Genomic DNA, 21,707 nt, shown 5'->3' on the forward strand with positions numbered 1-21,707 from the left:
GAATTTACTAGGACGTCCTAGTAAATGTCGATGGCTGACCGCCGTACGCATGTCGCACGGCGGTGTGGGTTACGCCTTGACGGGCGCCGGAGCGGGCTCGGCGACCTTGCCCTCCAGCTCGTGGCTGATCCTGCGCTCCACGAAGAAGGCGGCCGTCGGGATGGTCCCCGCGAGCAGGACCCACAGCTGCTTGCCGACCGGCCACTTGGCCTTGGAGCCCAGGTCGAAGGCGAAGACCAGGTAGACCACGTAGAGCCAGCCGTGCGCGATGGCGACGACGCGGGTGAAGTCCGCGGCCCCGTCGACGTCCAGGCCGTACTTGGCGATCATGCTCAGGCACAGCAGGACCAGCAGCACACCGGTGACGTAGGCCATGACGCGGTAGCGGGTCAGCACGCTCTTTTTCATGGCTACGAGCGTAACCACCCGTTTCGAGCGATCTTCCGGCGCCCCTGGGGGCCGTCACAAAAGCCCTACGCCTCGTCGAAGTCGCTCGCCGCGATCCGCAGCGGGCGCAGCATCGCGAAGATCTCCGCGCACTCCTCGGAGTCGTAGGCACCGAGTCCGAAGTCCATCGCCATCAGGTCGCGGGTGGCCGACTCGACCACCTCGCGCCCCTTGTCGGTGATGGTGGCGAGCGTGCCGCGCCCGTCGTTGGGGTTGGGCCGCTTGTCGACCAGTCCGGAGCGCACCAGGCGGTCGACGGTGTTGGTGACGGAGGTGGGGTGCACCATCAGGCGCTCACCGATCTTCGACATCGGCAGCTCGCCGGCCTTGGAGAAGGTGAGCAGCACCAGTGCCTCGTACCGCGCGAACGTCAGTCCGTAGGGCTTCACCACCGCGTCGACCTCGGCGAGCAGGATCTGCTGGGCGCGCATGATCGACGTGATGGCGACCATGGACGGCACGTTTCCCCAGCGCTGCTTCCAGAGTTCGTCGGCGCGGGCGATGGGGTCGAAGGGAAGGCTGAGCGGCTTCGGCACGGCAACGACCTTACCGGCCGGTCATATGGTGGTCAGCCCCGTCTCGCCTTTCGGTCGGGTGCGTACCACCTCCCTCGCCAACAGGGCGCAGCACACCGCTCCGACCAGCCCGGCACCGGCCACGGTCGCCCGTACTCCGGCGAACTCCGCGACCACTCCGGCGAGGGCCATCCCCACCCCCTGGATCGTCATCAGCCCGGCGGTGAGCAGAGTCATCGCGCGCCCCCGCAGTTCGTCGGGCACGGCCCGCACGAACCACTGGTCGAGTCCCAGCGTGTACGCCGATCCCGCGCCGGAGACCACTAGGAGCAGGAGCGAGACCGCGAGGCCCGGGTGGAACAGGTAGCCGGCGTACGGCAGCAGCGCGCAGCACACCAGCGGGAGGGTGATCCGCTCCCGGGCGGTCGGGCGCAACCGGGCGCCGGCGTACAGCTCACCGGCGATGGTGCCGACCGGCAGCGCGCACATCAGCAGGCCGAGACCGACGGAACCGGCCGTCAGTTCGGCGGCGTAGGGAGCGGCCAGCGCCTCCGGGGCGACCGAGAACATCGGCGGGATCCAGAAGAGAAGGAGCAGGGCGCGTATGCGGCGATGGGCGAGCACCTGCCGGGCGCCCTTGAGACCGTCCCGCACCAGGGCGTTGCCGACGCCCGCCCGCGCCGGCCGGCGGCGGGTGCCGAAGCGGAGCAGCAGCGCGGAGGCGCAGAAGGTGCCGACGGTGATCAGCAGCGCGTGCCGCGGCGACACGACGATCAGGAGCAGGCCGCCGAGGCCGTAGCCGAGGAGCAGCGCGCTCTGCGAGACGATCCGCAGCAGCGAGCGGCCGAGCACGAACAGGTCGCCGTCGCCGAGGATGTCGGCGAGCGTCGCCATACGGGTCCCCTGGAACACCGGCGAGACGACGGCCACGCAGCAGCGCAGCGCGAGCAGGACGCCGATGTGTGCGCCGGGCAGCACCATCGGCGCGACGCACACCGCGCACACCAGGTCGCACACCACCAGTACCCGCCGGGCCGGGAAGCGGTCGGCGACGCCCGCGAGCAGGGTCCCGCCGACGACGTACGGCAGGAAGCCGAGGGCGAAGGTGAGGGCGCTGAGCAGGGGGGAGCCGGTGAGGTCGTAGACGAGGACGGAGAGCGAGATCTCGCTGACGACGACCCCGAGCAGGGAGAGGGCGTGCGCGGCGAAGACGGCACGGAACTCGGGGACGGCGAAGACACGGGCGTATCCCGTGGGGGCCTGGGGTGCGGGCCGGGTGGTGGTGCCTGCGGACTGGTCTGGCATGGGCAGCAGCGTGCTCGGCCAGGGCGGGGCAGGATAGAGATTCGGTACCCGGCGAATGTTGTGGAGGGAGCGAGCATGCCGTCGCGTCTGCACTTCGGGGAGGACGACTTCCTGCGCTGCCGCTTCGCGGTGTCCCCGCTGTGGGAGACGCAGGAGGTGGTGCGCATGCTCAAGCGGCCCGAGCGGCAGGGGTATCACGCGCACTGGCTGCGGCGGATGGAGAAGGTGGCGGCCGGGCTCGACCTCACGGATCTGTGGCTGCTGATGCCGCGCCGCGGGCACTGTCCGGACTGGTTGTGTCCGCCGCCGATCGGCCCCGCGGCCACCTTCGAGGAGGAGATCGCGGCGGTACGGGCCACCGACCCGGCCATCGCCCGCGCCGACACCGCCAAGTCGCTGGCCGACACTCCGGGCGCGCTCGACTCGCCGCAGGCCAGGAGGTGGCTGCGGGATCCGGTGGGCATGGTGCGGGAACTGGCGGACGCGATGGAGGAGGCCTGGCGCGCGCTGATCGCCCCGGACTGGCCCCGCCTGCGCACCCTGCTGGAGGCCGATGTCGCCTTCCACTCACGCCGGTTGGCCGAGGTCGGGCTCGGCGGGCTGCTGCCCGAGATCAACCGGCGGTTCGGCTGGCAGGCCGGCACGCTGACCGTCGACATGAACCTGGAGCACGAGCGGCGGCTGGGCGGGCAGGGCCTGATGCTGATGCCGAGCGTCTTCATCTGGCCGAACATCGTCTCCACCTTCGACCCGCCCTGGCAGCCGACCCTCGCCTACCCGGCCCGCGGCATCGGCGGCCTGTGGGCCGAGCCGGCCGGCCGCACCCCCGACACCCTGCTCCGCCTGCTCGGCCGCGGTCGCGCCACGGTCCTGGCCGCCCTCGACGAACCCGCCTCGACCGCCGCCCTCGCCCACCGTCTCGGCCTCGCCCCGTCGTCGGTCTCTGCGCATCTGACCCTGCTGCGGGACGCCGGGCTGCTGACCGCGCGGCGGTACGGCCATCAGGTGCTGTACGAGCGGACGCCGCTGGGGATCGCGCTGGTGTCGGGGGATGGCTGACGGCGACGGCGCATGGCGGCCATGTCGGTTCCGTACCCTTAGATACCTTTATGCGACGATTGCTGACGTTCCGTCACCTCGCCCCAGGGAGCGGCATGTCCCGGCTGATCCACACCCTCGCGGCTCTCGCGGTCCTCGGGCTCGCGGCGGGCTGTTCGTCGTCCGGCGTCGACGAGGCCTCCGTCGCCGGCGCCGCCTCCGGCAAGGCGCGCGCCAAGACGTCCACCGCCTTCTGGGTCGACCCCGAGAGCCCGGCCGCGCAGCAGATCGCGATGTGGCAGCGCCAGGGCCGCAAGCAGGACGCCGAACTGCTCGGCCGGATCGCCGACGAGCCCGTCGCGCTGTGGCCGGCCGGCGAACTCGACCCGGGCCCGGCCGTGCGCACGGCGACCGCGTCCGCGAGCTCGGAGGACCGGACGGCGCTCTTCGTGGCGTACGACATCCCGCACCGCGACTGCGGTCAGCACTCGGCGGGCGGGGCGGCGGACGCGGACGCCTACCGGGCCTGGATCGGGCAGTTCGCGGAGGCGCTCGGGGACAGCAAGGCGCTCGTGGTGCTCGAACCGGACGCGGTCGCGCACATCGTGGACGGCTGCACGCCGGGTGAATACCACGAGGAGCGCGAGCAGTTGCTGAGCGAGGCCATCGACCGGCTGAAGCAGCAGCCGAACACCAAGGTGTACCTGGACGCGGGCAACCCGTCCTGGATCCGCGAGCCGTGGAAGCTGGTCGACCCGCTCAAGCGCGCCGGCATCGACCGGGCCGACGGCTTCTCGCTGAACGTCTCCAACTTCCAGACCGACAACCGCACCACCAAGTACGGCCTCCAGCTCTCGCGCGACCTGGGCGGCAAGCACTTCGTCGTCGACACCAGCCGCAACGGCAACGGTCCGATGCCGGGCGCCTGGTGCAACCCGCCGGGCCGCGCGCTCGGCACCCGCCCGACGACCGACACCGGCCAGGAGGCGGTGGACGCCTACCTCTGGGTCAAGCGGCCCGGTGAGTCGGACGGGACGTGCGAGGGCGGTCCGGACGCGGGGCAGTGGTGGCCGGAGTACGCCCTGGAGCTGGCACGCAACTCCAAGGCGTAGCACCGGCGTTCACCGCCGTACCTCACTCAAGCGTCACTTCACCTGGATCCACTTGGCCTCGGACGGCGTGCCCTGCGCGTCCGTCACGAAGAGCATGTACCAGCCGGGCGGCACCAGGGCCGGGTCGTTCGGCACGTCGACCGTGACCGCGTGCGCGTCCTTGGTCAGGCCGAGCTCGATGGAGCGCTGCTCGACGTCGGTCGTGTGGGTGACCGCGCTGGGCCGCATCAGCCGGGCCTTGACGACCCGCTCCGGGTGATCGGTCCGGTAGGTGGCCCGGTGGTGCCGGTCGAGTTCCTGCGGACCGTCCTCCAGTACCGGCCGGACTGCGGCGCGCCGGTGCACGACGGGCGGGGTGAAGATCTCCATGCGCTGCTCGAAGTGGCCCAGTTTCGTGTTCTGTTGGTCGTCGAAGAGCGGGTCCGAGCCGAAGGTGACGACCCGGCCGTCGGGCAACAGGAGCGCCTCGGAGTGGTAGTTGCGGCCCACCGCGGGGTCGGCCGCCTTGTGGAAGGCGTTGGCCTTGGGGTCGTAGAACTGCGCCTTGAGGATGTTGCTGGCGCCGCGTCCGCGGTAGTCCTCGGAGCCGTTGGTGGTGAACACCGAGTCGTCCGGCATGATCACGCTGTTCAAGTACCGCGTGCCCTGGGGGAGGTTGGGGCCGTCCTCGAAGACGGGGTTGTCCTTCTTCAGGTCGACGACCGCCGTGCGGGGCGTCGAGCGCTTGGACTCGCCGACCCCTCCGCCGCCCATGATCATCACCTTCTGGTCCTGCGCGGGCGGCAGCAGCAGGGAGGACGAGGTCTCGGTCTCGTCGGGGTCGCGCAGCCCGGGCACCTTGGTGAAGGTGTTGGTCTTCAGGTCCCACAGCCCCGGTTCGCGCCCCTTCTCCGCGGGCCCGTAACCGGCGTTGGAGGCCGGGTAGAAGAGCTTGCCGCCCTTGGTGAGGAAGAGCGCCGGATACGTCGGGAAGTACCGCTTCGGCCCCGGCGACCACTTCTTCGTCTTGGGGTCGTAGTACTCGTTGTCGCCGGGGTCGATGACGCCGACGTCGTCGAGACCGGAGACCGCGAGGACCCGTCCGTCGTCGAGGCCGACGAGGGTCGGGTACCAACGGGCCTTCTGCATTGGGTCGACGGGGATGTACCGCTCGGCCTTCGGGTCGAACTCGTAGGCGGCGCGGATGCCTTGGAAGTCCTGCTTGTCGAGCGTGATCTGCTCGCTGAGCCCGTACGTGTTGTTCGCGTCCTTGCCGGTCAGGCCCTCGATGTCGTACTGGGCCTGCTTGTCCGTGGCGGACAGCGGACCCGTCTCGACGGCCTCGACGAAGACACGGACCTCGCTCGCGGTCACGCTGGTGCGCCAGGGCTGCATCACACCGCGGGCGTTGTACGTCACCTTGAAGGCCCGCTTGGCCTTGGGCACGGTGACGTCGAAGCGGCTGACGTACTCGACGCCGGCGGGCGATCTGAACCGGGTGCCCTTCTTGAGGAACATGGCCTTGTCGGGGTTCTCGTTCTTGACCCGCATCCCGCCGCCGGCCCGCTGCACCTCGCCGTCCAGCCGCTCGTAGCGGGCGGTGCCGCCGGCCACCAGGAGTCTGCCGTCGGGGAGTTGGGCGTGACCGGAGCAGAAGAAGTCGTCGGGGGTGGGGATCTTCTTGAAGGTGTTGGCCTTCGGATCCCACAGGACCGTGTCGAAGGACCCCTTGTCGAACTTCTTCTGCTCGTTGCCCGATCCGGCCACGATGAGCACCTTGCCGGTGTGCAGGAGCGCCGCGTGGATGGCGTTGGTGCGGTACTGCTCCGGGATGTCGATCTGACTCCAGGAGCCGTACTTCGCCTTGTACTCGGGCCGCGAGATCTCGTACTCGTGGTACTTCTCGCTCGCGAAGTCCAGTGCGGCCGGGGCGTTCAGGCCCGCCAGGAGGGCGATGCCCCCGATCCCCAGCACGGTCTTCTTGGTCTTCTGGGACGGCTGGTAGGCCATGGCCTAGTTGCCTCCTGTCGCGGAGCCGGAGACGGAGGGACCGGCGGCGCTGGTCGCGAGCGCCGGTTCGGCGCCCTCGACACTGAGCGCGGACCGGTGCGGCGACTGCCGCGCGCGCCGCTCCTTGAGCAGCGTGGAGCACCACACCACGACCGGCGCCAGCGCTATCGCCATGGCCAGGACGGCCCAGGTGCGCATGGCCGCGTGGGTGTGGTTGAGGACGACCGAGGCGGCCAGCGAGGTGCCGAGGAAGATCGCCCAGAAGAGATGGATACGGAAGGTAGCCAGCCGGTCCGCGCTGGCGTCGCCGCCCTTGGGGGTGACGACGAAGCGGGAGGGCCGCCGGATGATGGCCTCGCCGAAGGACTTGAGGTAGATCGGCGCGGACAGGGCGGACATCGCCATGCCGGCCAGTCCGCCCGAGCCCTCCGGTTCGTGCGGGGAGACGTTGTGGCGGCGGTTCCAGAGGTAGAGCCCGATCTGGAGCGCGGCCGCGTCGCTGTAGAGCATCAGCCACACGGAGGCGGAGACCTGGGTGCCGGAGGCCCCGAACCACAGGAACAGGAAGCAACTCATGATGCCCAGCAGCCAGTTGACGGCCGTCATCGGGTAGTACACGAGCATGAGCGTGTAGGAGAACAGCCGGCCGGGAGGCATCGTGAACGGCGCCTTCCAGTACTGCTTGAAGAGCGTCTCGTACGTCCCCCGCGACCACCGCATCTGCTGCGTGAAGAAGTCGGTCCAGGAGGCCGGGCCCTCGCCGGTGGCCAGGACGTCGGGCGTGTAGACGGACCGCCAGTGCTTGCGCGAGATCGGATTCCGGTGCCGGTGGATCTCGAACCCGGTGGCCATGTCCTCGGTGATGGAGTCGAACAGCCCGCCGATCTGCTTGACGGCCGCGATCCGTACGACGTTGTTCGTACCGACGAACATGGGCGCGCGGTATCGATTGCCTGCCCGCTGGATCAGCGCGTGGAAGAGGAACTGCTGGGACTCGGCGGCCTTGGTGACGGGGTTGTGGTAGTTCCCGTACACCTGGGGCCCGACGACGAAGGCGACGTCCGGGTCGCGGAAGTACCCCATCATCCGCAGCAGGAAGTCGGGGTGCGGGACGTGGTCGGTGTCCACGGAGGCGAAGAACTCGTACTCGTCGCCGTGCATCGCGATCCACGCGTTGTAGTTCCCGTGCTTGGTACGGGCCTTGTGCACGCCCTTGGGCCGGTTCCACTCGGGCACGCCGTGCCGGGTGAAGTGCCGCACGCCGAGCTCGGCGCACAGCGCCTTGGCCTGCGCGTCGTCCCCTTCATCGAGCAGCCAGACGTCCAGCGGCCCGGTGTGCGTGATCCTCACCGCCCCTTCGAGCGTGGCGCGGACCATCGAAAGAGGTTCCTTGCCCGGCACGTAGGTCGTCAGGAAGGCGACCCGGGTGCCGGCTTCCGGAACCACCGGGACCGGGTCGCGGGCGACGAGGGTGGCGTGGGCGACGGAGGCGACATTGACGACCATGAACAGCTCGATGAGCCCGATGGCGACGAGCATCGCGATGTCGAGCCCGACCATCCACTCCTCTCCGCCCTCGCGCTCCACCCAGTGGGTGGGCCACACGAGGTACACGAGCAGGGCCGCGGTGAGCAGCGGCGCGAGGCTCATCAGCAGGAAGGCACGTATTCGGTGGGGCTCGCGCGAGAGGAGCGAGGTGTACTGCACCCGATAGGCCCCGGCGGACGGCTCCGTGAGCGGTCCGGCCAGTCGGCTGTGGGTGTCGTAGTCGTAGCCCTCCGGCCGCACAGCGCCCTCCAGTGAGTGAGGAATGATCGGCGATCTTGTCCGATATCCATACAAAAGAGGACATTTGTGGGCGTGTCGAACTGAGGACGGCCAGGTGGGCGTATGGGGTATCGGGTGGCGGTATCCCACCCACCGGAGGCTGCGCCTCTTGAACGCCGGTCCGCACAATCCAGCCCCTCCGGCGTTTGAGGAGCGGGGGTCCGGGGGCTGGCCCCCGGAGACGGGGGTCGAAGGGGGCAGCGCCCCTTGGGGATGGGACGGGTAGGGGCGGCGGGACGAAAAACGCCCCGTCAGCGACGAGCCGTCCGCCGCAACCGATGCCGAACCGCCCGCTGAGCCACCGGCCCGAGCTCCTCCAACGCCGAGACCAGCAGCCCCAGTTGGTCCAGCGCATCCAACGCCGAGCTCGCCCCCACCGCATCCACCCCCTCGTACAACTCCATCCCCACGAACGACGCAGCAACCGCCCGAGCCAACCCCGCCGGATCCACGAACTCCCCCACCGGCGACCCGCCCAACACCCTCACCAGGACCCGCTCGATCTCGACGATCCACAGATCGAGCCCCGCCGCCGTCGCCGGCCCGAGCGCCTCATGCGTCTGCGCCCCGGCAAGCAACTGACCGAGGAGCGCGACATGCCCCCCGGCTCGCTCCGCCTCATGCATCTCCCGCCCCACGGCAAGGAGTTCGGACAGCGACGCCACCGCGTCGAACCGCTCCCGATACCGCCCCACCGCCTGTTCCGCCCCGTACCGACAGGCCGCCGCCAACAACTCGTCGACGGACCCGAAGTGGTAGAAGACCAGCGCCTGGTTCACCCCCGCCGCCGCCGCGACGGTCCGCGCCGACGTCTTCGCGATCCCCTGCTCGGTGAGCGTCCGCAACGCCCCTTCCAGCAACTTCGCCTTGGTCTCAAGGGACTTCACCGTCTCGGGACTCACGCGCGCGACTCCTCCCGGACAGGACGCAGACCGGGCCGCACGCCACAGCTCCGGATGTCCGAGTACGTCGCCCGGAAGGACCCCTCGTAACCGAAGAGCGGGCCGAAGTACCGGTTGACCACCCGCACTTGGATCCGGAACCGGTCGGCCGCGTCGTCGTACGACTCGCGGACCTCCGCCGTCGCCCCGATCAACTCGGGCACCCGCACATCCACCGCCCCCTCCCGGAACCGGTGTTCCCCGGACCGGATCAGCAGCGACCCGTCCGGCTCGGCACGGAAGTACAGGTCGCTGGCGAGGTGCTGATGGGTGCCGAGGTAGTCGAGGACGCGGTCGCCCTTCGGGCTCAGCACCATCTGGGCGTCGAATCGGCGGGGTCCCGCGGGAAGGTCGAAGGTGCGCACGAAGGTCACCGTCTCACGGCCGTAGGTGTCGACGTAGGGGACGTTCTCGATCACGAAGGGCACGTCACGCCCCTCCCGCGGAACCAGGATGTTGCGCGTGGCCCCGAGCGCGAGGAACGGCTTCACGAACGCCCCGCCGTGCCAGATCCGGTCCATGACACCCCGCCCGACACACGCCTCACCGCTCGCCAGACCGACCGAGAAACGGCGCCGGAGCCGAGGGTGCAGGCGGTCGAAGTCCGCGCCCATGACCGTACGGAAGATCGACGGGTCCGTCATCGGGTGCCCTCCAGGTTGTCCAGGCCGTCCAGGGCGCCCAAGCCGCCCAACGTGCCGAGCAGTCGAGGCGCACGCGTGCGTGCCGGTGGCGTGCGCAGGCAGCGGCGGGCCGCCGGGGTGGTCGGCAGCGGCGGCGCGAGGAGCGCCAGGGACAGCAGCACCAGCGTCAGCAGCGGCGTCGCGTAGAAGAAGAGCGGCGCGAAGGGACCGGTCAGCCGCAGCAGCCCCCCGTACCCGAAGCCCGTGCACGCGACGACGATCGCCAGGGCCCGCACCGCCAGTTCCACCAGCCAGTTCCGGCGTGCGCGCTCCGGTGCGATCCCCCGTTCCAGCCACAGCCGGAGCCGGTCGAAGGACCATGCCGTCGCCCACCCCATCAGCGGGCGGAAGAGAACCCGGTCGGCGACCGCGCCGAAGACGCCCCAACGCGGGCGGTAGTCGTAGCCGGTGAGGAACCGGACCTCACCTCGGGCCCCGTCCCGGACCCCGTCGCCGTCCGGGACGTAACGCCAGTACCCGCTCCCCTCCGCCAGCAGCGAGAGCCGGCTGGGCGAGGAGAAGCGGAGTGCCGACGTACGCGTGCCGTCCGGGCGTTCCCTCTCGCCGGCCGAGACTCCGGTGCCGGCGACGGCGAGGAAGGGCAGCACGCGCGTGGCGTAGCGGAAACGCTGGGGCTCGCCCTCCGCGCGCGGGAGGTAGGTGATCTCGGTGAAGCGCAGGTCCCAGCGCTGATGGAGGGAGGGGTCCTGCGTGCGGGCCCAGAGGTCGTCGAGGGAGGCGTGGATCCGCGCCTCTATGTAGAGCCCCGTTTTCCGCATGCGCATCCCCCGCGTGTCGTCCGGCATTTGAGCGATCGCTCAAACTCACTGGACAGGAAATTACACCTCTTTGAGCGATCGCTCAATCACGCCGTCGCAAGAAAGCCCCTGCCCGGGTGGGCAGGGGCTCGTCGCGTCGACTCGCGTGGCTACTCGGCCAGGTGTCGCTCCACCGTCGCCACCTTGGACGTGAGTCCGTCGGTCACGCCGGGGCGGATGTCCGCCTTGAGGACCAGGGAGACGCGGGGCGCCCGCGCCTCGACGGCGGCGACCGCGCGCTTGACGACGTCCATGACCTCGTCCCACTCGCCCTCGATGGACGTGAACATCGCGTCGGTGCGGTTGGGCAGGCCCGACTCGCGGACGACGCGGACGGCGTCGGCGACGTACTCGCCCACGTCCTCGCCGACGCCGAGCGGGGAGACGGAGAAGGCGACGATCATGCGTTCACGATTCCTTCCTGGCGCGCGCGGGAGGCGATGACCTCGGCCTCGGCCGCGTGCTTGAGCTTGCGCTCGGCGAAGAAGCCGCCGGTGGGCAGGACCGAGAGGATGAAGTAGAAGGCGGCGGTGCGGGGCCCCCACTTGGTGCGGTTCCAGGCGTCGGCCCAGAAGAGCACGTACAGGATGAAGAGGACGCCGTGGACCATGCCCATCACCGGCACCGCGTTGAAGTCCGTGGTCCGCTTCAGGACCGAGCAGACCAGCAGGAGCAGGAAGGAGACGGCCTCGGGGGCCGAGACGAGGCGCAGGCGGCGCAGGGCGGAGGCGGTCTTGAGGTCCACGGGTCACCTTCGGTGGGAGGCAGGTCGCTCTTTGTGAACGTGAGCACAAGCGTTCGCCCATTCTGACAAACACTCCCCCTAGGGGTGCGGTCAGGGTGCCTCTCCACCTCCGGGCCCTGTTCGGCGGGCCGATCCGGCGGCTACCGTCGCTGCGTGGCGATGTTCCGACTTCAAGGCAGCAAGGTGCTCGCCGTCGACATGACCGGGGATGCCGTCAAGGCGAAGAACGGCTCGATGGTCGCGTACGACGGGCAGATGGCCTTCAAGAAACTGAGCGGCGGCGGTGAGGGCCTGCGGGGGATGGTGACCCGCAGGATCACCGGTGAGCAGATGACCGTGATGGAGGTGCGGGGGCAGGGGACGTGCTGGTTCGCGGACCGGGCCTCGGAGATCAATCTCGTGGAGCTCCGGGGGGACAAGCTGTACGTGGAGTCGAGCAACCTGCTCGCGACGGACGCGGGGCTCAGGACGGGCACGACGTTCACGGGGATGCGCGGCGCCTCGCAGGGCAACGGGCTGTTCACGACGACCGTGGAGGGCTCCGGCCAGGCGGCGATCACGTCCGACGGTCCTGCGGTCGTGCTGCGGGTCAGTCAGCAGTACCCGCTGATCGTGGACCCGGGGGCGTACATCGCCCATCAGGGCAACGTCCGGCAGTCCTTCCAGTCCGGCGTGACCTTCCGCACGCTGTTCGGGGAGGGCGGCGGCGAGGCCTTCCAGATCCGGTTCGAGGGGGACGGGCTGGTGTACGTACAGCCGAGCGAGCGGAACACGATCGCGGGGGACGTGTGACATGACCTTCCGCGAGATCAACTCCAAGATGGTCGAGGCGACCGTGCTGCCCGGGCAGCGGCTGTTCAGTCAGCGCGGCGCGATGCTCGCCTACAAGGGCGAGGTGTCCTTCACGCCCAACGTGCAGGGCGGCCAGGGCGGGATCATGTCGATGATCGGGCGCCGGGTGGCCAACGAGGCGACCCCGTTGATGACAGTCGAGGGCAGCGGGACCGTGCTGTTCGGGCACGGCGGGCACCACGTCCAGGTCATCGGCCTCACGGGCGACACGCTCTACGTCGAGGCGGACCGGCTGCTCGCCTTCGAGGGCACGCTGCGCCAGGGGACGATGTTCATGGGCTCGCAGGGCGGCGTGATGGGCATGGTGCGCGGGCAGGTCACCGGCCAGGGGCTGTTCACCACGACCCTTCAGGGGCAGGGTGCCGTCGCCGTGATGGCGCACGGCGGTGTCTTCGAGATCCCGATCACCCCGCAGCGGCCGGTGCACGTCGACCCCCAGGCCTACGTCGCCCACCACGGCGACGTCCGCAACAAGCTGTCCACCGCGCTCGGTTGGCGCGACATGGTGGGGCGCGGCTCGGGCGAGGCCTTCCAGCTGGAGCTCAGCGGCAGCGGTGCGGTGTACGTCCAGGCGTCGGAGGAGAAGCTGTGACCACCTACCCGGGGGCGGGGCCCACGATCTACGACCCGATGACGCTGCCGGTCGACGACAGCGTCAACAAGTACACCTTCTGCGTGGAACTCAAAGGCAGCCAGTGGTTCCTGCAGAAGGGGAAGATGATCGCCTACTACGGCTCGATCGAGTTCAACGGCGTCGGACACGGCCGTCTGGACCGCCTTGTCCGTACGTCCTTTCATTCGCCTCTGCACGCCAGCGACTGGGTCGTGGCGGAGGGTTCGGGCAAGATGCTCCTCGCCGACCGGGCCTTCGACGTGAACTCGTACGACCTCGAAGACGGCAACCTGACCATTCGCTCGGGCAACCTTCTCGCTTTTCAGCCAACTCTCGCGCTGAAGCAATCGATCGTGCCCGGTTTTCTGACCCTCATCGGAACCGGAAAGTTCGTGGCCGCCTCGAACGGTCCGGTGGTGTTCATGGAACCCCCGATCCGGGTGGACCCGCAGGCGCTGGTCGGCTGGGCCGACTGCCCCTCGCCCTGCCATCACTACGACCACTCCTACATGACAGGTGTAATGGGCGGTCTACGTGCACTGACGGGCATCGGAGGGGCCTCCGGGGAGGAGCACCAGTTCGAGTTCGTGGGGGCCGGCACGGTCCTGCTCCAGTCCACCGAGATCCTCATGGCCGAGCAGGCCACGGGGGCGGTTCCGCAGCAGGCCGGGGTGCCGGGACACGGCGGACCCACAGGCCCCGGACAGCAAGCCGGCGCACCGCGCCTTCCCGGACAGCTGGGAGACCTCCAACGTCGCTTCGGGCTGTGAGCGGTAGTCTGCGGAGTGTGACGTCGAACGCGTGCGCACCGTCACACCGCCCTCACTAGTTCGCATTTCAACATTTTAGGTAGACTTCATTCATGGAGACCGAGACGGCCACGCGCTGGCTGACCGATGCGGAGCAGTGCGCCTGGCGCACCCACCTGGAGGTCAACAGGCTGTTGACGTATCAGCTCGAGAAGGACCTTCAGCCGTTCGGCCTGACGATGAACGACTACGAGATCCTGGTGAACCTCTCCGAGGCGCCGGACCGGCGGCTGCGGATGAGCGACCTAGCCTCCGCCACCCTCCAGTCCAAGAGCCGCCTCTCCCACCAGATCACCCGCATGGAGAACGCGGACCTGGTCCGCCGCGAGAACTGCGAGTCGGACCGCCGCGGCCTCTACGCGGTCCTCACCGAGCAGGGCCTGGAGACGATGCGGAAGGTCGCGCCCCATCATGTGGCGTCCGTGCGCAGGCACTTCATCGACCTGCTCTCCCCCGAGGCCCTGGCGGAACTCGACAAGGGCCTGAAGCCCATCGCGGATCATCTGCGGGGGCAGCGAGGGCGGCCCTGACGGGCTCACTTCTCCGAAGAATCGGCGACCGGCAGGCGGAGTTCGAACAGGGCTCCGCCTGTCGGCGCGTCGCGGACCGTGAGGGTGCCGCCGTGGCGCAGGGCCACGTCCCGGGCGATGGCGAGCCCGAGCCCGGCCCCGCCCTCGTCCCGGCTGCGGGCGTCGTCGAGCCGTACGAACCGCTCGAAGACCCGCTCCCGGTCCCCCGCCGGCACCCCGTCCCCGTCGTCGGCGACGGACAGCACCGCCCAACTCCCCTCCCGCCGCACGGACATGGTGACCGCCGACCGGGCATGCCGCCGCGCGTTGTCGAGCAGGTTGCCCAGCACCCGCTCCACCTGCCCACGCGATCCACCCACCTCGACCGACTCCGCCGCCACCCGCACCCCCGCCCGCCGGGCCGCCTCCTCCCCCGCGAGCGCCCCCAGGTCGAACCGCCCCTTGCCCGGCCGCTCCCCCGCGTCCAGCCGAGCGAGCAACAGCAGATCGGCGGCCAGGGACTGCAGTCGTACGGTGTCCTCGACCGCGCCCGGCACGTCCAGCAACTCCGGGTGGGCGGCGCCCACTTCGAGCTGGGTGCGCAGGGACGCGATCGGGCTGCGCAGTTCGTGGGAGGCGTCGGCGACGAACCGGCGCTGCCGCTCCACGGAGGTCTCCAGCGCGGCCAGCGTCTCGTTCGTCGTCCGGGCGAGGCGGGCGACCTCGTCGTGCGTGTCGGGCACCGGCACCCGGCGGGCCAGGTCCGCGGAGGCGGTGATCGCGGCCATCTCGCGCCGGATGCCCTCGACGGGCCGCAGGGCACGCCGGGTGACCAGCCAGGTCACGCCCGCGACGACGGCGAGCAGCAGCGGGAACCCGATCAGCAGCGCGGTGAGCGCGGTGCTCACGGCGCTCTGCTCGGCGGCGAGTTGGGCGCCGGCGTGCACGGTGAGCAGCCCCTTGCCGGGGACCTCGACGCGGACGGCGGCGAAGCGGTAGTCGGCGCTGTCGCCGTCGACGGTGGCGGAGCCGACCGTGTAGGAGACCTCGTCGTCGATCTCGCCGGGTTCTAGCGCGGAGTCGTCGTCGCGTCCGTCGCCGCCGTGGTCGTCGCCCTCGTCGTCGTCACCCGGGGTGGCGGTGGCCGTGGGCTGCGGCCGCACCGCGACCGTGCCGGTGCCGCCGATCCGCTCCAGCCCCTCCGTGGCCGCCACGAGCCGCCCGGTGGCGTCGACGACCTGGACCGGCTCCTCGTCGTCGTCCAGGGACAGTTGGGCGTACGGCGTCCCGGCGGCGAGGTCGGCCGCCACGTTCCGCGCGGTGCGCTCGGCCTGGGTGTCGGCCTGGTCGGTGAGGTTGGAGCGCAGGGACAGCAGTACGGCGACACCGGCCGCGACCAGGGCCACGGCGACGACGAGGGTGGCGCCCAGGGTGGCCCGGGCCCGCACGGAGCCGAAGAGGCGTCTCATCGCGGGTTCTCCAGGCGGTAACCGGCGCCGCGCACCGTGGAGATGAGCCCGGGGCGCAGCTTGCGGCGCAGGGCGCTGACGTACACCTCGACGATGTTGGGATCGCCCTCGTACGCGAAGTCCCAGACGTGCTCCAGGATCTCGGCCTTGGACACCACCGCGCCGGCCCGCACGACGAGCTGCTCCAGGACGGCGAACTCCTTTGTCGTCAGCGTCACTTCGTCGTCGGCGAGGTGGACGCGCCGGGCGGAGGTGTCGACCTTCAACTCACCGAGAACGTGGACGGGCGAGGCCCCGGGCCCCTGACTCCGGCGCCGCAGCAGGGCCTTCACGCGGGCGACGAGGACGACGTACGAGAACGGCTTGGTGAGGTAGTCGTCGGCGCCGGTGTCCAGCCCCTCCGCCTCGTCGTACTCGCCGTCCTTGGCGGTCAGCATCAGGATCGGCACGTCGTGGCCCGCGGCGCGCAGGGCGGCGCAGACGCGGTAGCCGTTGAGGCCGGGCAGCATGATGTCGAGGATCACGAGGTCGTACGCGCCCTCACCGGCCCGGTGCAGTCCCTCGCGGCCGTCGTGCACGACGTCCACGGCGTATCCCTCGGCGGTCAGTCCCTTGGCGAGCGACAGGGCCAGCCGCTTCTCGTCCTCGACGATCAACAGGCGCATGTCGTACAGGGTCGCAAAACGAACCTGAAGATCCCTTCAGGCGGCTTCAGCATCTCCTCAGCATCGATTCGCGAAGGTGAGGGTGTCGAAAGCGACGCGACTCAGGAGGAAACACCATGAAGCGCAACATCGTGATCGCCGCCGTGACGGCCGCCGCGCTGCTCGGAGGCGGCACGGCCACGGCCCTCGCGGTGACGGGGGACGACGGAGGCCGGGAGACGGCGGCGCGAGGGAGCGGGGACGACGGGGTCGGCACGGACGACAGGGACGACGACGGCGACCGGGACGACGACGGTGGCGATGCCGCGACCCTGGTCGTGCGGTCCGGCGACGTGACGGCCGCCGACGCGATCGCCGCGGCGCTGCGGGACACCCGGGGCACGGCCGTCTCCGCCGAACTCGACGACGACGACCGTCGTGGCGGGGCGACCGTGTGGGACGTGGACGTCCTCGCCGGGAACGGGACCTGGCACAGCGTGCGGATCGACGCCGGCAGCGGCGCGGTCCTCGGCTCGCACACCGAGGACGAGGACGACGCCGCCCAGGTGCGGGCCGCGCTGAAGGGCACGTCCGTGACGGCGGCCGAGGCCGCGCGAGCCGCGTCCGCCAAGGGCACGGTGACGTCGGTGGACCTGGACGACGACGCCCGCTCCCAGGGCTGGGAGGTCGAGACCCGCACCTCCACCGCCAAGGCCGACCAGGACTGGCTGGTCGACGCCCGCACGGGCAACGTCACGGCGGACCGGTCGGACGACTGACGCGGCCGGGGCTTCTCAACGCCGATTCACGGCTGATTGGCGGCGGGTCCGCCCGGGTGCGGGCGGGCTCGACGTCGGTTGGAGGAGGGTGAGGACGGTCGGGGCCAGTACCGCCACCCCTGCCACCACGAAGCACGCCCCGAGCGGTAGGCGGCCCACCAGCAGCCCCGCCGCCATCGCCCCGCCCGAACTCCCGGCGTTCACGCCCGTGTTGATCCAGGCTCCGGCCCGTGTCCGCGCCCCGGGTGCCGCCGTCTCGTCGGCCAGCAGGTACGCGGTCGTCAGCGCGGGCGCGACGAAGACGCCGGCACAGGCCACAGCCGCCGCGAGCGTCCACAGCCCGGGGGCGAGGCCGGCCGCGGCGAGGGTCAGGCCCAACCCCGCCGCCAGCCTGGGCAGTCGTACGCGAGCGGGCGTACGCCAGTCGACCGCGCCGTTGAGCAGGCCGCCCACCGCGCTGCCCGCCGAGAGCGCGGCGAGCACCCACGCGGCGGAGTCGGCGCCCAGGTGACGCTGTTCGGCGAAGGCGACGACGAGGAGTTCGACGACGCTGAGCGAGAGGCCGACGCCGGTCGCGACGACGACGGGTTGCAGGAGCGCCCGCCCGGACAGCGGCGAACTCTCCTTGGCCGACGGCGACTTCGGCCGGGACCCGGCATCCGCGGGCCGCGCCCCGCCCACCGCCGGTGACGTCACGAAGGCCAGCGTGCCGACCGCCATCAGCACCGCGCTCAGCAGCACACCGGCGGCCGGCGAGGCGAACCCCACCACCACGCCGACCACCAAGGGACCGGTGACGAACAGGAGTTCCTCCGCGACCCCGTCCAGGCCGTACGCGCGCTGCAACATCCCGCGCTCGACGACGAGTTCGGCCCACACGGCACGCATCGTGGGTCCCAGCGGAGGCGCACACGCGCCGGTGACGGCCGCGATCACGCCGAGCGCCGGCGCGGGCGTGCCGGGGCGCCAGGTGGCCGCCGCCAGCACACAGAGCAGCCCCGCGTACAGCAGCGCCATGGGTGTCAGCGCACGGCGCGGCCCGTACCGGTCGACCAGGGCCGCCCGATACGGCATCAGGAAGACGCCGGTGGCGCCGAACAGGGCCATGACCGTGCCGGCCACGGCGTACGACCCGGTCGCCCGGGTCACGGAGAGCATCACGGCGACGGAGACGACCCCGTAGCACAACCGCCCCACGAGGGCGGCGAGAAAGGTACGGCGGGCGTGCGGGACGCGCAGAACGGCGGCATACGAAGGCCGCGGAGAAGACGACGCGGACATGCGAAGGGTTCCTCAACTGAAGGCGGTGAAGGGGACGCCGAGGGACCGCGACGGCGACATCCGTACGCGCCGATCGCGGGCCGGGGCGAGCCCTATGCCAAGAGGAGGAACACGGGGGCAAGTTAGCAGCGGAGGGCGGGGGTTGACCACGTCTTTTCTCACCGGACGTCATCAACGCCGGACCAGATCACCCACCCAAGGGGCGCGGGACTGTATCGATGTGCGGCTCCGCCGCGTGGGCGCGACCAGCCACGAACAGCCCGTACTCGCCGTAGAAGCGCACCCGGCACACGAAAGGGCGCCCCCACGTCACCCCCGCGTGAGCCCGGCAACCAACTCGTCCGCGGCCCGGTACGGATCCAGCTCCCCGGCGACGATCCGCTCCGCGAGAGCGCCGAGGCGCCGGTCTCCGCGCAGATCCTCGATGCGTTCCCGCAAGGCCGTCACCGCGATGGTCTCCACCTCACGAGCCGCGCGCCCGCGCCGCCGCTCCGTGAGAACCCCCCGCTCCTCCATCCACGCCCGGTGCTTCTCCAGCGCCTCGACCACCTCGTCGATGCCCTCGGACCGCGCGGCGACCGTCTTGACGATCGGCGGACGCCAGTCGCCGGGACCGCGGGACTCCCCGAGGCCCAGCATGTGGTTCAGCTCGCGGGCGGTCGCGTCCGCGCCGTCGCGGTCGGCCTTGTTGACGACGTAGACGTCGCCGATCTCCAGGATTCCGGCCTTCGCGGCCTGGATGCCGTCGCCCATGCCGGGGGCGAGCAGGACCACGCTCGTGTCCGCCTGGGAGGCGATCTCCACCTCCGACTGCCCTACGCCGACCGTCTCCACCAGGACCACGTCGCAGCCCGCCGCGTCCAGGACGCGGATCGCCTGCGGGGCCGCCCACGCGAGCCCGCCGAGGTGGCCGCGCGTGGCCATGGAGCGGATGTAGACGCCGGGGTCGGAGGCGTGGTCCGACATGCGGACGCGGTCGCCGAGGAGGGCGCCGCCGGAGAAGGGCGAGGACGGGTCGACGGCCAGGACGCCGACCCGCTTGCCCTGCTTGCGGTACGCGGTCACCAGGGCCGCGGTGGACGTGGACTTGCCGACGCCCGGCGATCCCGTCAGACCGACCACGTACGCGTTGCCCGTCAGCGGTGCCAGGGCCGCCATGACCTCCCTGAGCTGCGGGGACGCCCCCTCCACGAGGGAGATCAGCCGGGCCACGGCCCGCGGCCGGCCTTCCCTGGCCTGGGCCACCAGAGAGGAGACGTCCTGCATCACAGCTCCGTTCGCATAAGAGGCATCTTGGCGATACCGCTACAGGTACCGCTCAGGCCTTGGCTACCCGCACGATCAGCGCGTCACCCTGCCCGCCGCCACCGCACAGCGCCGCCGCGCCGACCCCGCCGCCCCGCCGCTTCAGCTCGAGCGCCAGGTGCAGGACGAGCCGGGCGCCCGACATGCCGATCGGGTGGCCCAGGGCAATGGCACCACCGTTGACGTTCACCCTTTCCGGGGACACCCCGAGGTCCTTCATCGACTGGACCGCGACGGCCGCGAACGCCTCGTTGATCTCGATCAGGTCGAGGTCGGAGACGTCCAGGCCCTCCTTCTTCAGGGCGTGCAGGATGGCGTTGGAGGGCTGGGACTGGAGGGAGTTGTCCGGCCCCGCCACGTTCCCGTGGGCGCCGATCTCCGCGATCCACTCCAGGCCCAGCTCCTGCGCCTTGGTCTTGCTCATGACGACCACGGCCGCCGCACCGTCCGAGATCTGCGAGGCGGAGCCCGCGGTGATCGTGCCGTCCTTGGTGAACGCCGGACGCAGCTTGCCGAGCGACTCGGCGGTCGTGTCGCCGCGGATGCCCTCGTCCTTGCTGAAGAGGACCGGGTCGCCCTTGCGCTGCGGGATCTCCACCGGGGTGATCTCGGCCTCGAAGACGCCGTTCTTCTGCGCGGCGGCGGCCCGCTGGTGGGACTGGGCGGCGATCTCGTCCTGCTCGGGGCGCGCGATGCCGAGCCGCGTGTTGTGCTTCTCCGTCGACTCGCCCATGGCGATGTTCTCGAAGGCGTCGGTGAGACCGTCGTACGCCATGGCGTCGAGCATCTCGATCGCCCCGTACTTGTAGCCCTCACGGGACTTGGGGAGCAGGTGGGGCGCGTTGGTCATGGACTCCTGGCCGCCCGCGACGACGATCTCGAACTCACCTGCACGGATGAGCTGATCGGCGAGGGCGATCGCGTCGAGGCCCGACAGACACACCTTGTTGACGGTGAGCGCCGGGACGCTCATCGGGATGCCCGCCTTGACCGCGGCCTGGCGTGCCGGGATCTGCCCTGCCCCGGCCTGGAGCACCTGGCCCATGATCACGTACTGCACCTGGTCGCCGCCGATACCCGCACGGTCGAGGGCGGCCTTGATCGCGAAGCCGCCGAGGTCGGCTCCGGAGAAGGACTTGAGCGAGCCGAGCAATCGTCCCATCGGGGTGCGGGCCCCCGCGACGATCACGGAGGTAGTGCTGTTCGTTCCAGACATGAGGTGCGATCCCCTTCCAGCTGCACAGCTGAAGAAGTGAACGAGGGTTTACTTCGAATGTACTGAGCGGTAGTGCACCCCGTCATCGGGCCGTCGGTGTGATCGCGCGCACGTTGCGTAACCACGGCGGTCGCGCTGCACTGACTCCATGCTGACGCGAATCGACCACATCGGGATCGCCTGCTTCGACCTCGACCGGACCGTCGAGTTCTACCGGGCCACGTACGGCTTCGAAGTGTTCCACTCCGAGGTCAACGAGGAGCAGGGCGTCCGCGAGGCCATGCTCAAGATCAACGACACCTCCGACGGCGGCGCCTCCTACCTGCAGCTCCTGGAGCCGACCCGCCCGGACTCGACCGTCGCCAAGTGGCTCGACAAGAACGGCGAGGGTGTCCACCACATCGCTTTCGGTACGGCGGACGTCGACACGGACTCGACGGACATCCGCGACAAGGGCGTACGGGTTCTGTACGAAGAGCCGCGACGCGGCTCCATGGGGTCACGAATCACGTTCCTGCATCCAAAGGATTGCCACGGTGTACTGACAGAACTGGTCACTTCGGCGCCTGTTGAGTCACCTGAGCACTGACCCTCGTACATAAGGGCCGGTAGGGTTGGGGGCGGTCGTCGCCGGAACGTGGGCGGCCGGGTCCTGCCGTCGTCGGCGGGACGGAGCCGGGGTCCGGGTTTCGGGGGGCGAGCGTCGGGCAGCAGCCCGTGCTCCGCCGTTGATCTGACACCATTCCCCGGGGGCCCCGTTCGGCGGATGAACGGAGTTCTTGGAGACAGACGCGACCAGGGGACGGATGG

The 21,707-nt window shown here is 70.5% G+C and carries 23 protein-coding genes; 8 read left to right on the forward strand and 15 right to left on the reverse strand.

Annotated features, from left to right (window positions below; translation table 11 throughout):
* Positions 1 to 69 precede the first annotated feature (69 nt).
* The 3 genes from ACIP6U_RS44360 to ACIP6U_RS44370 form a co-directional block, all read right to left on the reverse strand.
* The gene (locus tag ACIP6U_RS44360; RefSeq protein WP_401728792.1) at positions 70 to 408 is read right to left on the reverse strand and encodes a DUF3817 domain-containing protein; all 339 of its coding nucleotides are present in this window, start codon (positions 406 to 408) and stop codon (positions 70 to 72) included.
* A gap of 65 nt (positions 409 to 473) precedes the next feature.
* Positions 474 to 983, reverse strand: a complete 510-nt coding sequence (locus ACIP6U_RS44365) for a MarR family winged helix-turn-helix transcriptional regulator (protein WP_401728794.1) — start codon at positions 981 to 983, stop codon at positions 474 to 476.
* Between the two features lie 21 nt (positions 984 to 1,004).
* Complete coding sequence (locus ACIP6U_RS44370) at positions 1,005 to 2,267, reverse strand: MFS transporter (RefSeq protein WP_401728795.1); 1,263 nt, start codon at positions 2,265 to 2,267, stop codon at positions 1,005 to 1,007.
* A 75-nt stretch (positions 2,268 to 2,342) separates the two neighbouring features.
* On the opposite strand from ACIP6U_RS44370, the gene ACIP6U_RS44375 reads away from it, so the two are divergent.
* Both ACIP6U_RS44375 and ACIP6U_RS44380 read left to right on the forward strand, forming a co-directional pair.
* Complete coding sequence (locus ACIP6U_RS44375; protein WP_401728796.1) at positions 2,343 to 3,326, forward strand: DUF5937 family protein; 984 nt, start codon at positions 2,343 to 2,345, stop codon at positions 3,324 to 3,326.
* A 95-nt stretch (positions 3,327 to 3,421) separates the two neighbouring features.
* A complete protein-coding gene (locus ACIP6U_RS44380; RefSeq protein ID WP_401728797.1) occupies positions 3,422 to 4,417 on the forward strand; it encodes a glycoside hydrolase family 6 protein in 996 nt (331 codons plus the stop codon).
* A 33-nt stretch (positions 4,418 to 4,450) separates the two neighbouring features.
* Here the strand turns inward: ACIP6U_RS44380 and ACIP6U_RS44385 are convergent, their stop codons facing one another.
* The 7 genes from ACIP6U_RS44385 to ACIP6U_RS44415 form a co-directional block, all read right to left on the reverse strand.
* Positions 4,451 to 6,406: a galactose oxidase-like domain-containing protein gene (locus ACIP6U_RS44385; protein WP_401728798.1), complete on the reverse strand. Its 1,956-nt coding sequence runs from the start codon at positions 6,404 to 6,406 to the stop codon at positions 4,451 to 4,453.
* Positions 6,407 to 6,409: 3 nt separating this feature from the next.
* Complete coding sequence (locus ACIP6U_RS44390) at positions 6,410 to 8,194, reverse strand: glycosyltransferase family 2 protein (RefSeq protein WP_401728800.1); 1,785 nt, start codon at positions 8,192 to 8,194, stop codon at positions 6,410 to 6,412.
* Between the two features lie 290 nt (positions 8,195 to 8,484).
* The gene (locus ACIP6U_RS44395) at positions 8,485 to 9,135 is read right to left on the reverse strand and encodes a TetR/AcrR family transcriptional regulator (RefSeq protein ID WP_401728802.1); all 651 of its coding nucleotides are present in this window, start codon (positions 9,133 to 9,135) and stop codon (positions 8,485 to 8,487) included.
* Positions 9,132 to 9,818 (reverse strand): DUF4166 domain-containing protein, encoded by a 687-nt coding sequence (locus tag ACIP6U_RS44400; RefSeq protein ID WP_401728804.1) that lies wholly within the window; start codon positions 9,816 to 9,818, stop codon positions 9,132 to 9,134. The genes ACIP6U_RS44395 and ACIP6U_RS44400 overlap by 4 nt, the downstream gene beginning before the upstream one ends.
* Positions 9,815 to 10,663 (reverse strand): hypothetical protein, encoded by an 849-nt coding sequence (locus ACIP6U_RS44405; RefSeq protein ID WP_401728805.1) that lies wholly within the window; start codon positions 10,661 to 10,663, stop codon positions 9,815 to 9,817. Before ACIP6U_RS44405 ends, ACIP6U_RS44400 begins: the two co-directional genes overlap by 4 nt.
* A gap of 122 nt (positions 10,664 to 10,785) precedes the next feature.
* Entirely contained in the window at positions 10,786 to 11,079 is a 294-nt protein-coding gene (locus ACIP6U_RS44410) for an MTH1187 family thiamine-binding protein (RefSeq protein ID WP_280880636.1), read from the reverse strand.
* Positions 11,076 to 11,420, reverse strand: coding sequence for a DUF3817 domain-containing protein (locus ACIP6U_RS44415; protein ID WP_401728806.1), 345 nt, complete (start codon positions 11,418 to 11,420; stop codon positions 11,076 to 11,078). Before ACIP6U_RS44415 ends, ACIP6U_RS44410 begins: the two co-directional genes overlap by 4 nt.
* A gap of 159 nt (positions 11,421 to 11,579) precedes the next feature.
* Here ACIP6U_RS44415 and ACIP6U_RS44420 point away from each other — a divergent pair, with 159 nt between their 5' ends.
* From ACIP6U_RS44420 to ACIP6U_RS44435, 4 genes are all read left to right on the forward strand, one after another.
* Positions 11,580 to 12,212 carry an AIM24 family protein gene (locus tag ACIP6U_RS44420; protein ID WP_123999261.1) on the forward strand — a complete coding sequence of 211 codons (633 nt, stop codon included), beginning with the start codon at positions 11,580 to 11,582 and terminating at the stop codon, positions 12,210 to 12,212.
* Position 12,213: 1 nt separating this feature from the next.
* Complete coding sequence (locus ACIP6U_RS44425; protein ID WP_401728807.1) at positions 12,214 to 12,864, forward strand: AIM24 family protein; 651 nt, start codon at positions 12,214 to 12,216, stop codon at positions 12,862 to 12,864.
* Positions 12,861 to 13,655, forward strand: coding sequence for an AIM24 family protein (locus ACIP6U_RS44430; protein WP_401728808.1), 795 nt, complete (start codon positions 12,861 to 12,863; stop codon positions 13,653 to 13,655). Before ACIP6U_RS44425 ends, ACIP6U_RS44430 begins: the two co-directional genes overlap by 4 nt.
* A gap of 92 nt (positions 13,656 to 13,747) precedes the next feature.
* Complete coding sequence (locus ACIP6U_RS44435) at positions 13,748 to 14,224, forward strand: MarR family winged helix-turn-helix transcriptional regulator (RefSeq protein WP_401728809.1); 477 nt, start codon at positions 13,748 to 13,750, stop codon at positions 14,222 to 14,224.
* A gap of 5 nt (positions 14,225 to 14,229) precedes the next feature.
* Here the strand turns inward: ACIP6U_RS44435 and ACIP6U_RS44440 are convergent, their stop codons facing one another.
* Positions 14,230 to 15,672 carry a sensor histidine kinase gene (locus ACIP6U_RS44440; protein WP_401728810.1) on the reverse strand — a complete coding sequence of 481 codons (1,443 nt, stop codon included), beginning with the start codon at positions 15,670 to 15,672 and terminating at the stop codon, positions 14,230 to 14,232.
* On the reverse strand, positions 15,669 to 16,337 hold the full coding sequence (locus ACIP6U_RS44445; RefSeq protein WP_401728811.1) for a response regulator transcription factor: 669 nt from the start codon (positions 16,335 to 16,337) through the stop codon (positions 15,669 to 15,671). The genes ACIP6U_RS44440 and ACIP6U_RS44445 overlap by 4 nt, the downstream gene beginning before the upstream one ends.
* A gap of 116 nt (positions 16,338 to 16,453) precedes the next feature.
* Here ACIP6U_RS44445 and ACIP6U_RS44450 point away from each other — a divergent pair, with 116 nt between their 5' ends.
* Positions 16,454 to 17,095 carry a PepSY domain-containing protein gene (locus ACIP6U_RS44450; RefSeq protein WP_401728812.1) on the forward strand — a complete coding sequence of 214 codons (642 nt, stop codon included), beginning with the start codon at positions 16,454 to 16,456 and terminating at the stop codon, positions 17,093 to 17,095.
* 15 nt (positions 17,096 to 17,110) lie between these two features.
* On the opposite strand, the gene ACIP6U_RS44455 is transcribed toward ACIP6U_RS44450, so the two are convergent.
* The 3 genes from ACIP6U_RS44455 to ACIP6U_RS44465 form a co-directional block, all read right to left on the reverse strand.
* Positions 17,111 to 18,376, reverse strand: coding sequence for an MFS transporter (locus ACIP6U_RS44455; protein WP_401728814.1), 1,266 nt, complete (start codon positions 18,374 to 18,376; stop codon positions 17,111 to 17,113).
* Positions 18,377 to 18,685: 309 nt separating this feature from the next.
* Positions 18,686 to 19,642: a methylmalonyl Co-A mutase-associated GTPase MeaB gene (gene meaB / locus ACIP6U_RS44460; protein WP_401728815.1), complete on the reverse strand. Its 957-nt coding sequence runs from the start codon at positions 19,640 to 19,642 to the stop codon at positions 18,686 to 18,688.
* 52 nt (positions 19,643 to 19,694) lie between these two features.
* Positions 19,695 to 20,897 (reverse strand): acetyl-CoA C-acetyltransferase, encoded by a 1,203-nt coding sequence (locus tag ACIP6U_RS44465; RefSeq protein ID WP_401728816.1) that lies wholly within the window; start codon positions 20,895 to 20,897, stop codon positions 19,695 to 19,697.
* Positions 20,898 to 21,045: 148 nt separating this feature from the next.
* Here ACIP6U_RS44465 and mce point away from each other — a divergent pair, with 148 nt between their 5' ends.
* The gene (mce, locus tag ACIP6U_RS44470; protein ID WP_123997701.1) at positions 21,046 to 21,486 is read left to right on the forward strand and encodes a methylmalonyl-CoA epimerase; all 441 of its coding nucleotides are present in this window, start codon (positions 21,046 to 21,048) and stop codon (positions 21,484 to 21,486) included.
* Positions 21,487 to 21,707 lie beyond the last annotated feature (221 nt).

Source organism: Streptomyces sp. NPDC088794 (assembly GCF_044750545.1).
GTDB lineage: Bacteria > Actinomycetota > Actinomycetes > Streptomycetales > Streptomycetaceae > Streptomyces.

Excerpts from the sequence above, each read along its gene's own strand:
- ACIP6U_RS44360 (WP_401728792.1), bottom strand. The coding sequence starts at position 408 with ATGAAAAAGAGCGTGCTGACCCGCTACCGCGTCATGGCCTACGTCACC.
- ACIP6U_RS44370 (WP_401728795.1), bottom strand. The coding sequence starts at position 2,267 with ATGCCAGACCAGTCCGCAGGCACCACCACCCGGCCCGCACCCCAGGCC.
- ACIP6U_RS44375 (WP_401728796.1), top strand. The coding sequence starts at position 2,343 with ATGCCGTCGCGTCTGCACTTCGGGGAGGACGACTTCCTGCGCTGCCGC.
- ACIP6U_RS44380 (WP_401728797.1), top strand. The coding sequence starts at position 3,422 with ATGTCCCGGCTGATCCACACCCTCGCGGCTCTCGCGGTCCTCGGGCTC.
- ACIP6U_RS44385 (WP_401728798.1), bottom strand. The coding sequence starts at position 6,406 with ATGGCCTACCAGCCGTCCCAGAAGACCAAGAAGACCGTGCTGGGGATC.
- ACIP6U_RS44400 (WP_401728804.1), bottom strand. The coding sequence starts at position 9,818 with ATGACGGACCCGTCGATCTTCCGTACGGTCATGGGCGCGGACTTCGAC.
- ACIP6U_RS44405 (WP_401728805.1), bottom strand. The coding sequence starts at position 10,663 with ATGCCGGACGACACGCGGGGGATGCGCATGCGGAAAACGGGGCTCTAC.
- ACIP6U_RS44410 (WP_280880636.1), bottom strand. The coding sequence starts at position 11,079 with ATGATCGTCGCCTTCTCCGTCTCCCCGCTCGGCGTCGGCGAGGACGTG.
- ACIP6U_RS44420 (WP_123999261.1), top strand. The coding sequence starts at position 11,580 with ATGTTCCGACTTCAAGGCAGCAAGGTGCTCGCCGTCGACATGACCGGG.
- ACIP6U_RS44425 (WP_401728807.1), top strand. The coding sequence starts at position 12,214 with ATGACCTTCCGCGAGATCAACTCCAAGATGGTCGAGGCGACCGTGCTG.
- ACIP6U_RS44435 (WP_401728809.1), top strand. The coding sequence starts at position 13,748 with ATGGAGACCGAGACGGCCACGCGCTGGCTGACCGATGCGGAGCAGTGC.
- ACIP6U_RS44440 (WP_401728810.1), bottom strand. The coding sequence starts at position 15,672 with ATGAGACGCCTCTTCGGCTCCGTGCGGGCCCGGGCCACCCTGGGCGCC.
- ACIP6U_RS44445 (WP_401728811.1), bottom strand. The coding sequence starts at position 16,337 with ATGCGCCTGTTGATCGTCGAGGACGAGAAGCGGCTGGCCCTGTCGCTC.
- ACIP6U_RS44450 (WP_401728812.1), top strand. The coding sequence starts at position 16,454 with ATGAAGCGCAACATCGTGATCGCCGCCGTGACGGCCGCCGCGCTGCTC.
- ACIP6U_RS44455 (WP_401728814.1), bottom strand. The coding sequence starts at position 18,376 with ATGTCCGCGTCGTCTTCTCCGCGGCCTTCGTATGCCGCCGTTCTGCGC.
- meaB (WP_401728815.1), bottom strand. The coding sequence starts at position 19,642 with ATGCAGGACGTCTCCTCTCTGGTGGCCCAGGCCAGGGAAGGCCGGCCG.
- ACIP6U_RS44465 (WP_401728816.1), bottom strand. The coding sequence starts at position 20,897 with ATGTCTGGAACGAACAGCACTACCTCCGTGATCGTCGCGGGGGCCCGC.
- mce (WP_123997701.1), top strand. The coding sequence starts at position 21,046 with ATGCTGACGCGAATCGACCACATCGGGATCGCCTGCTTCGACCTCGAC.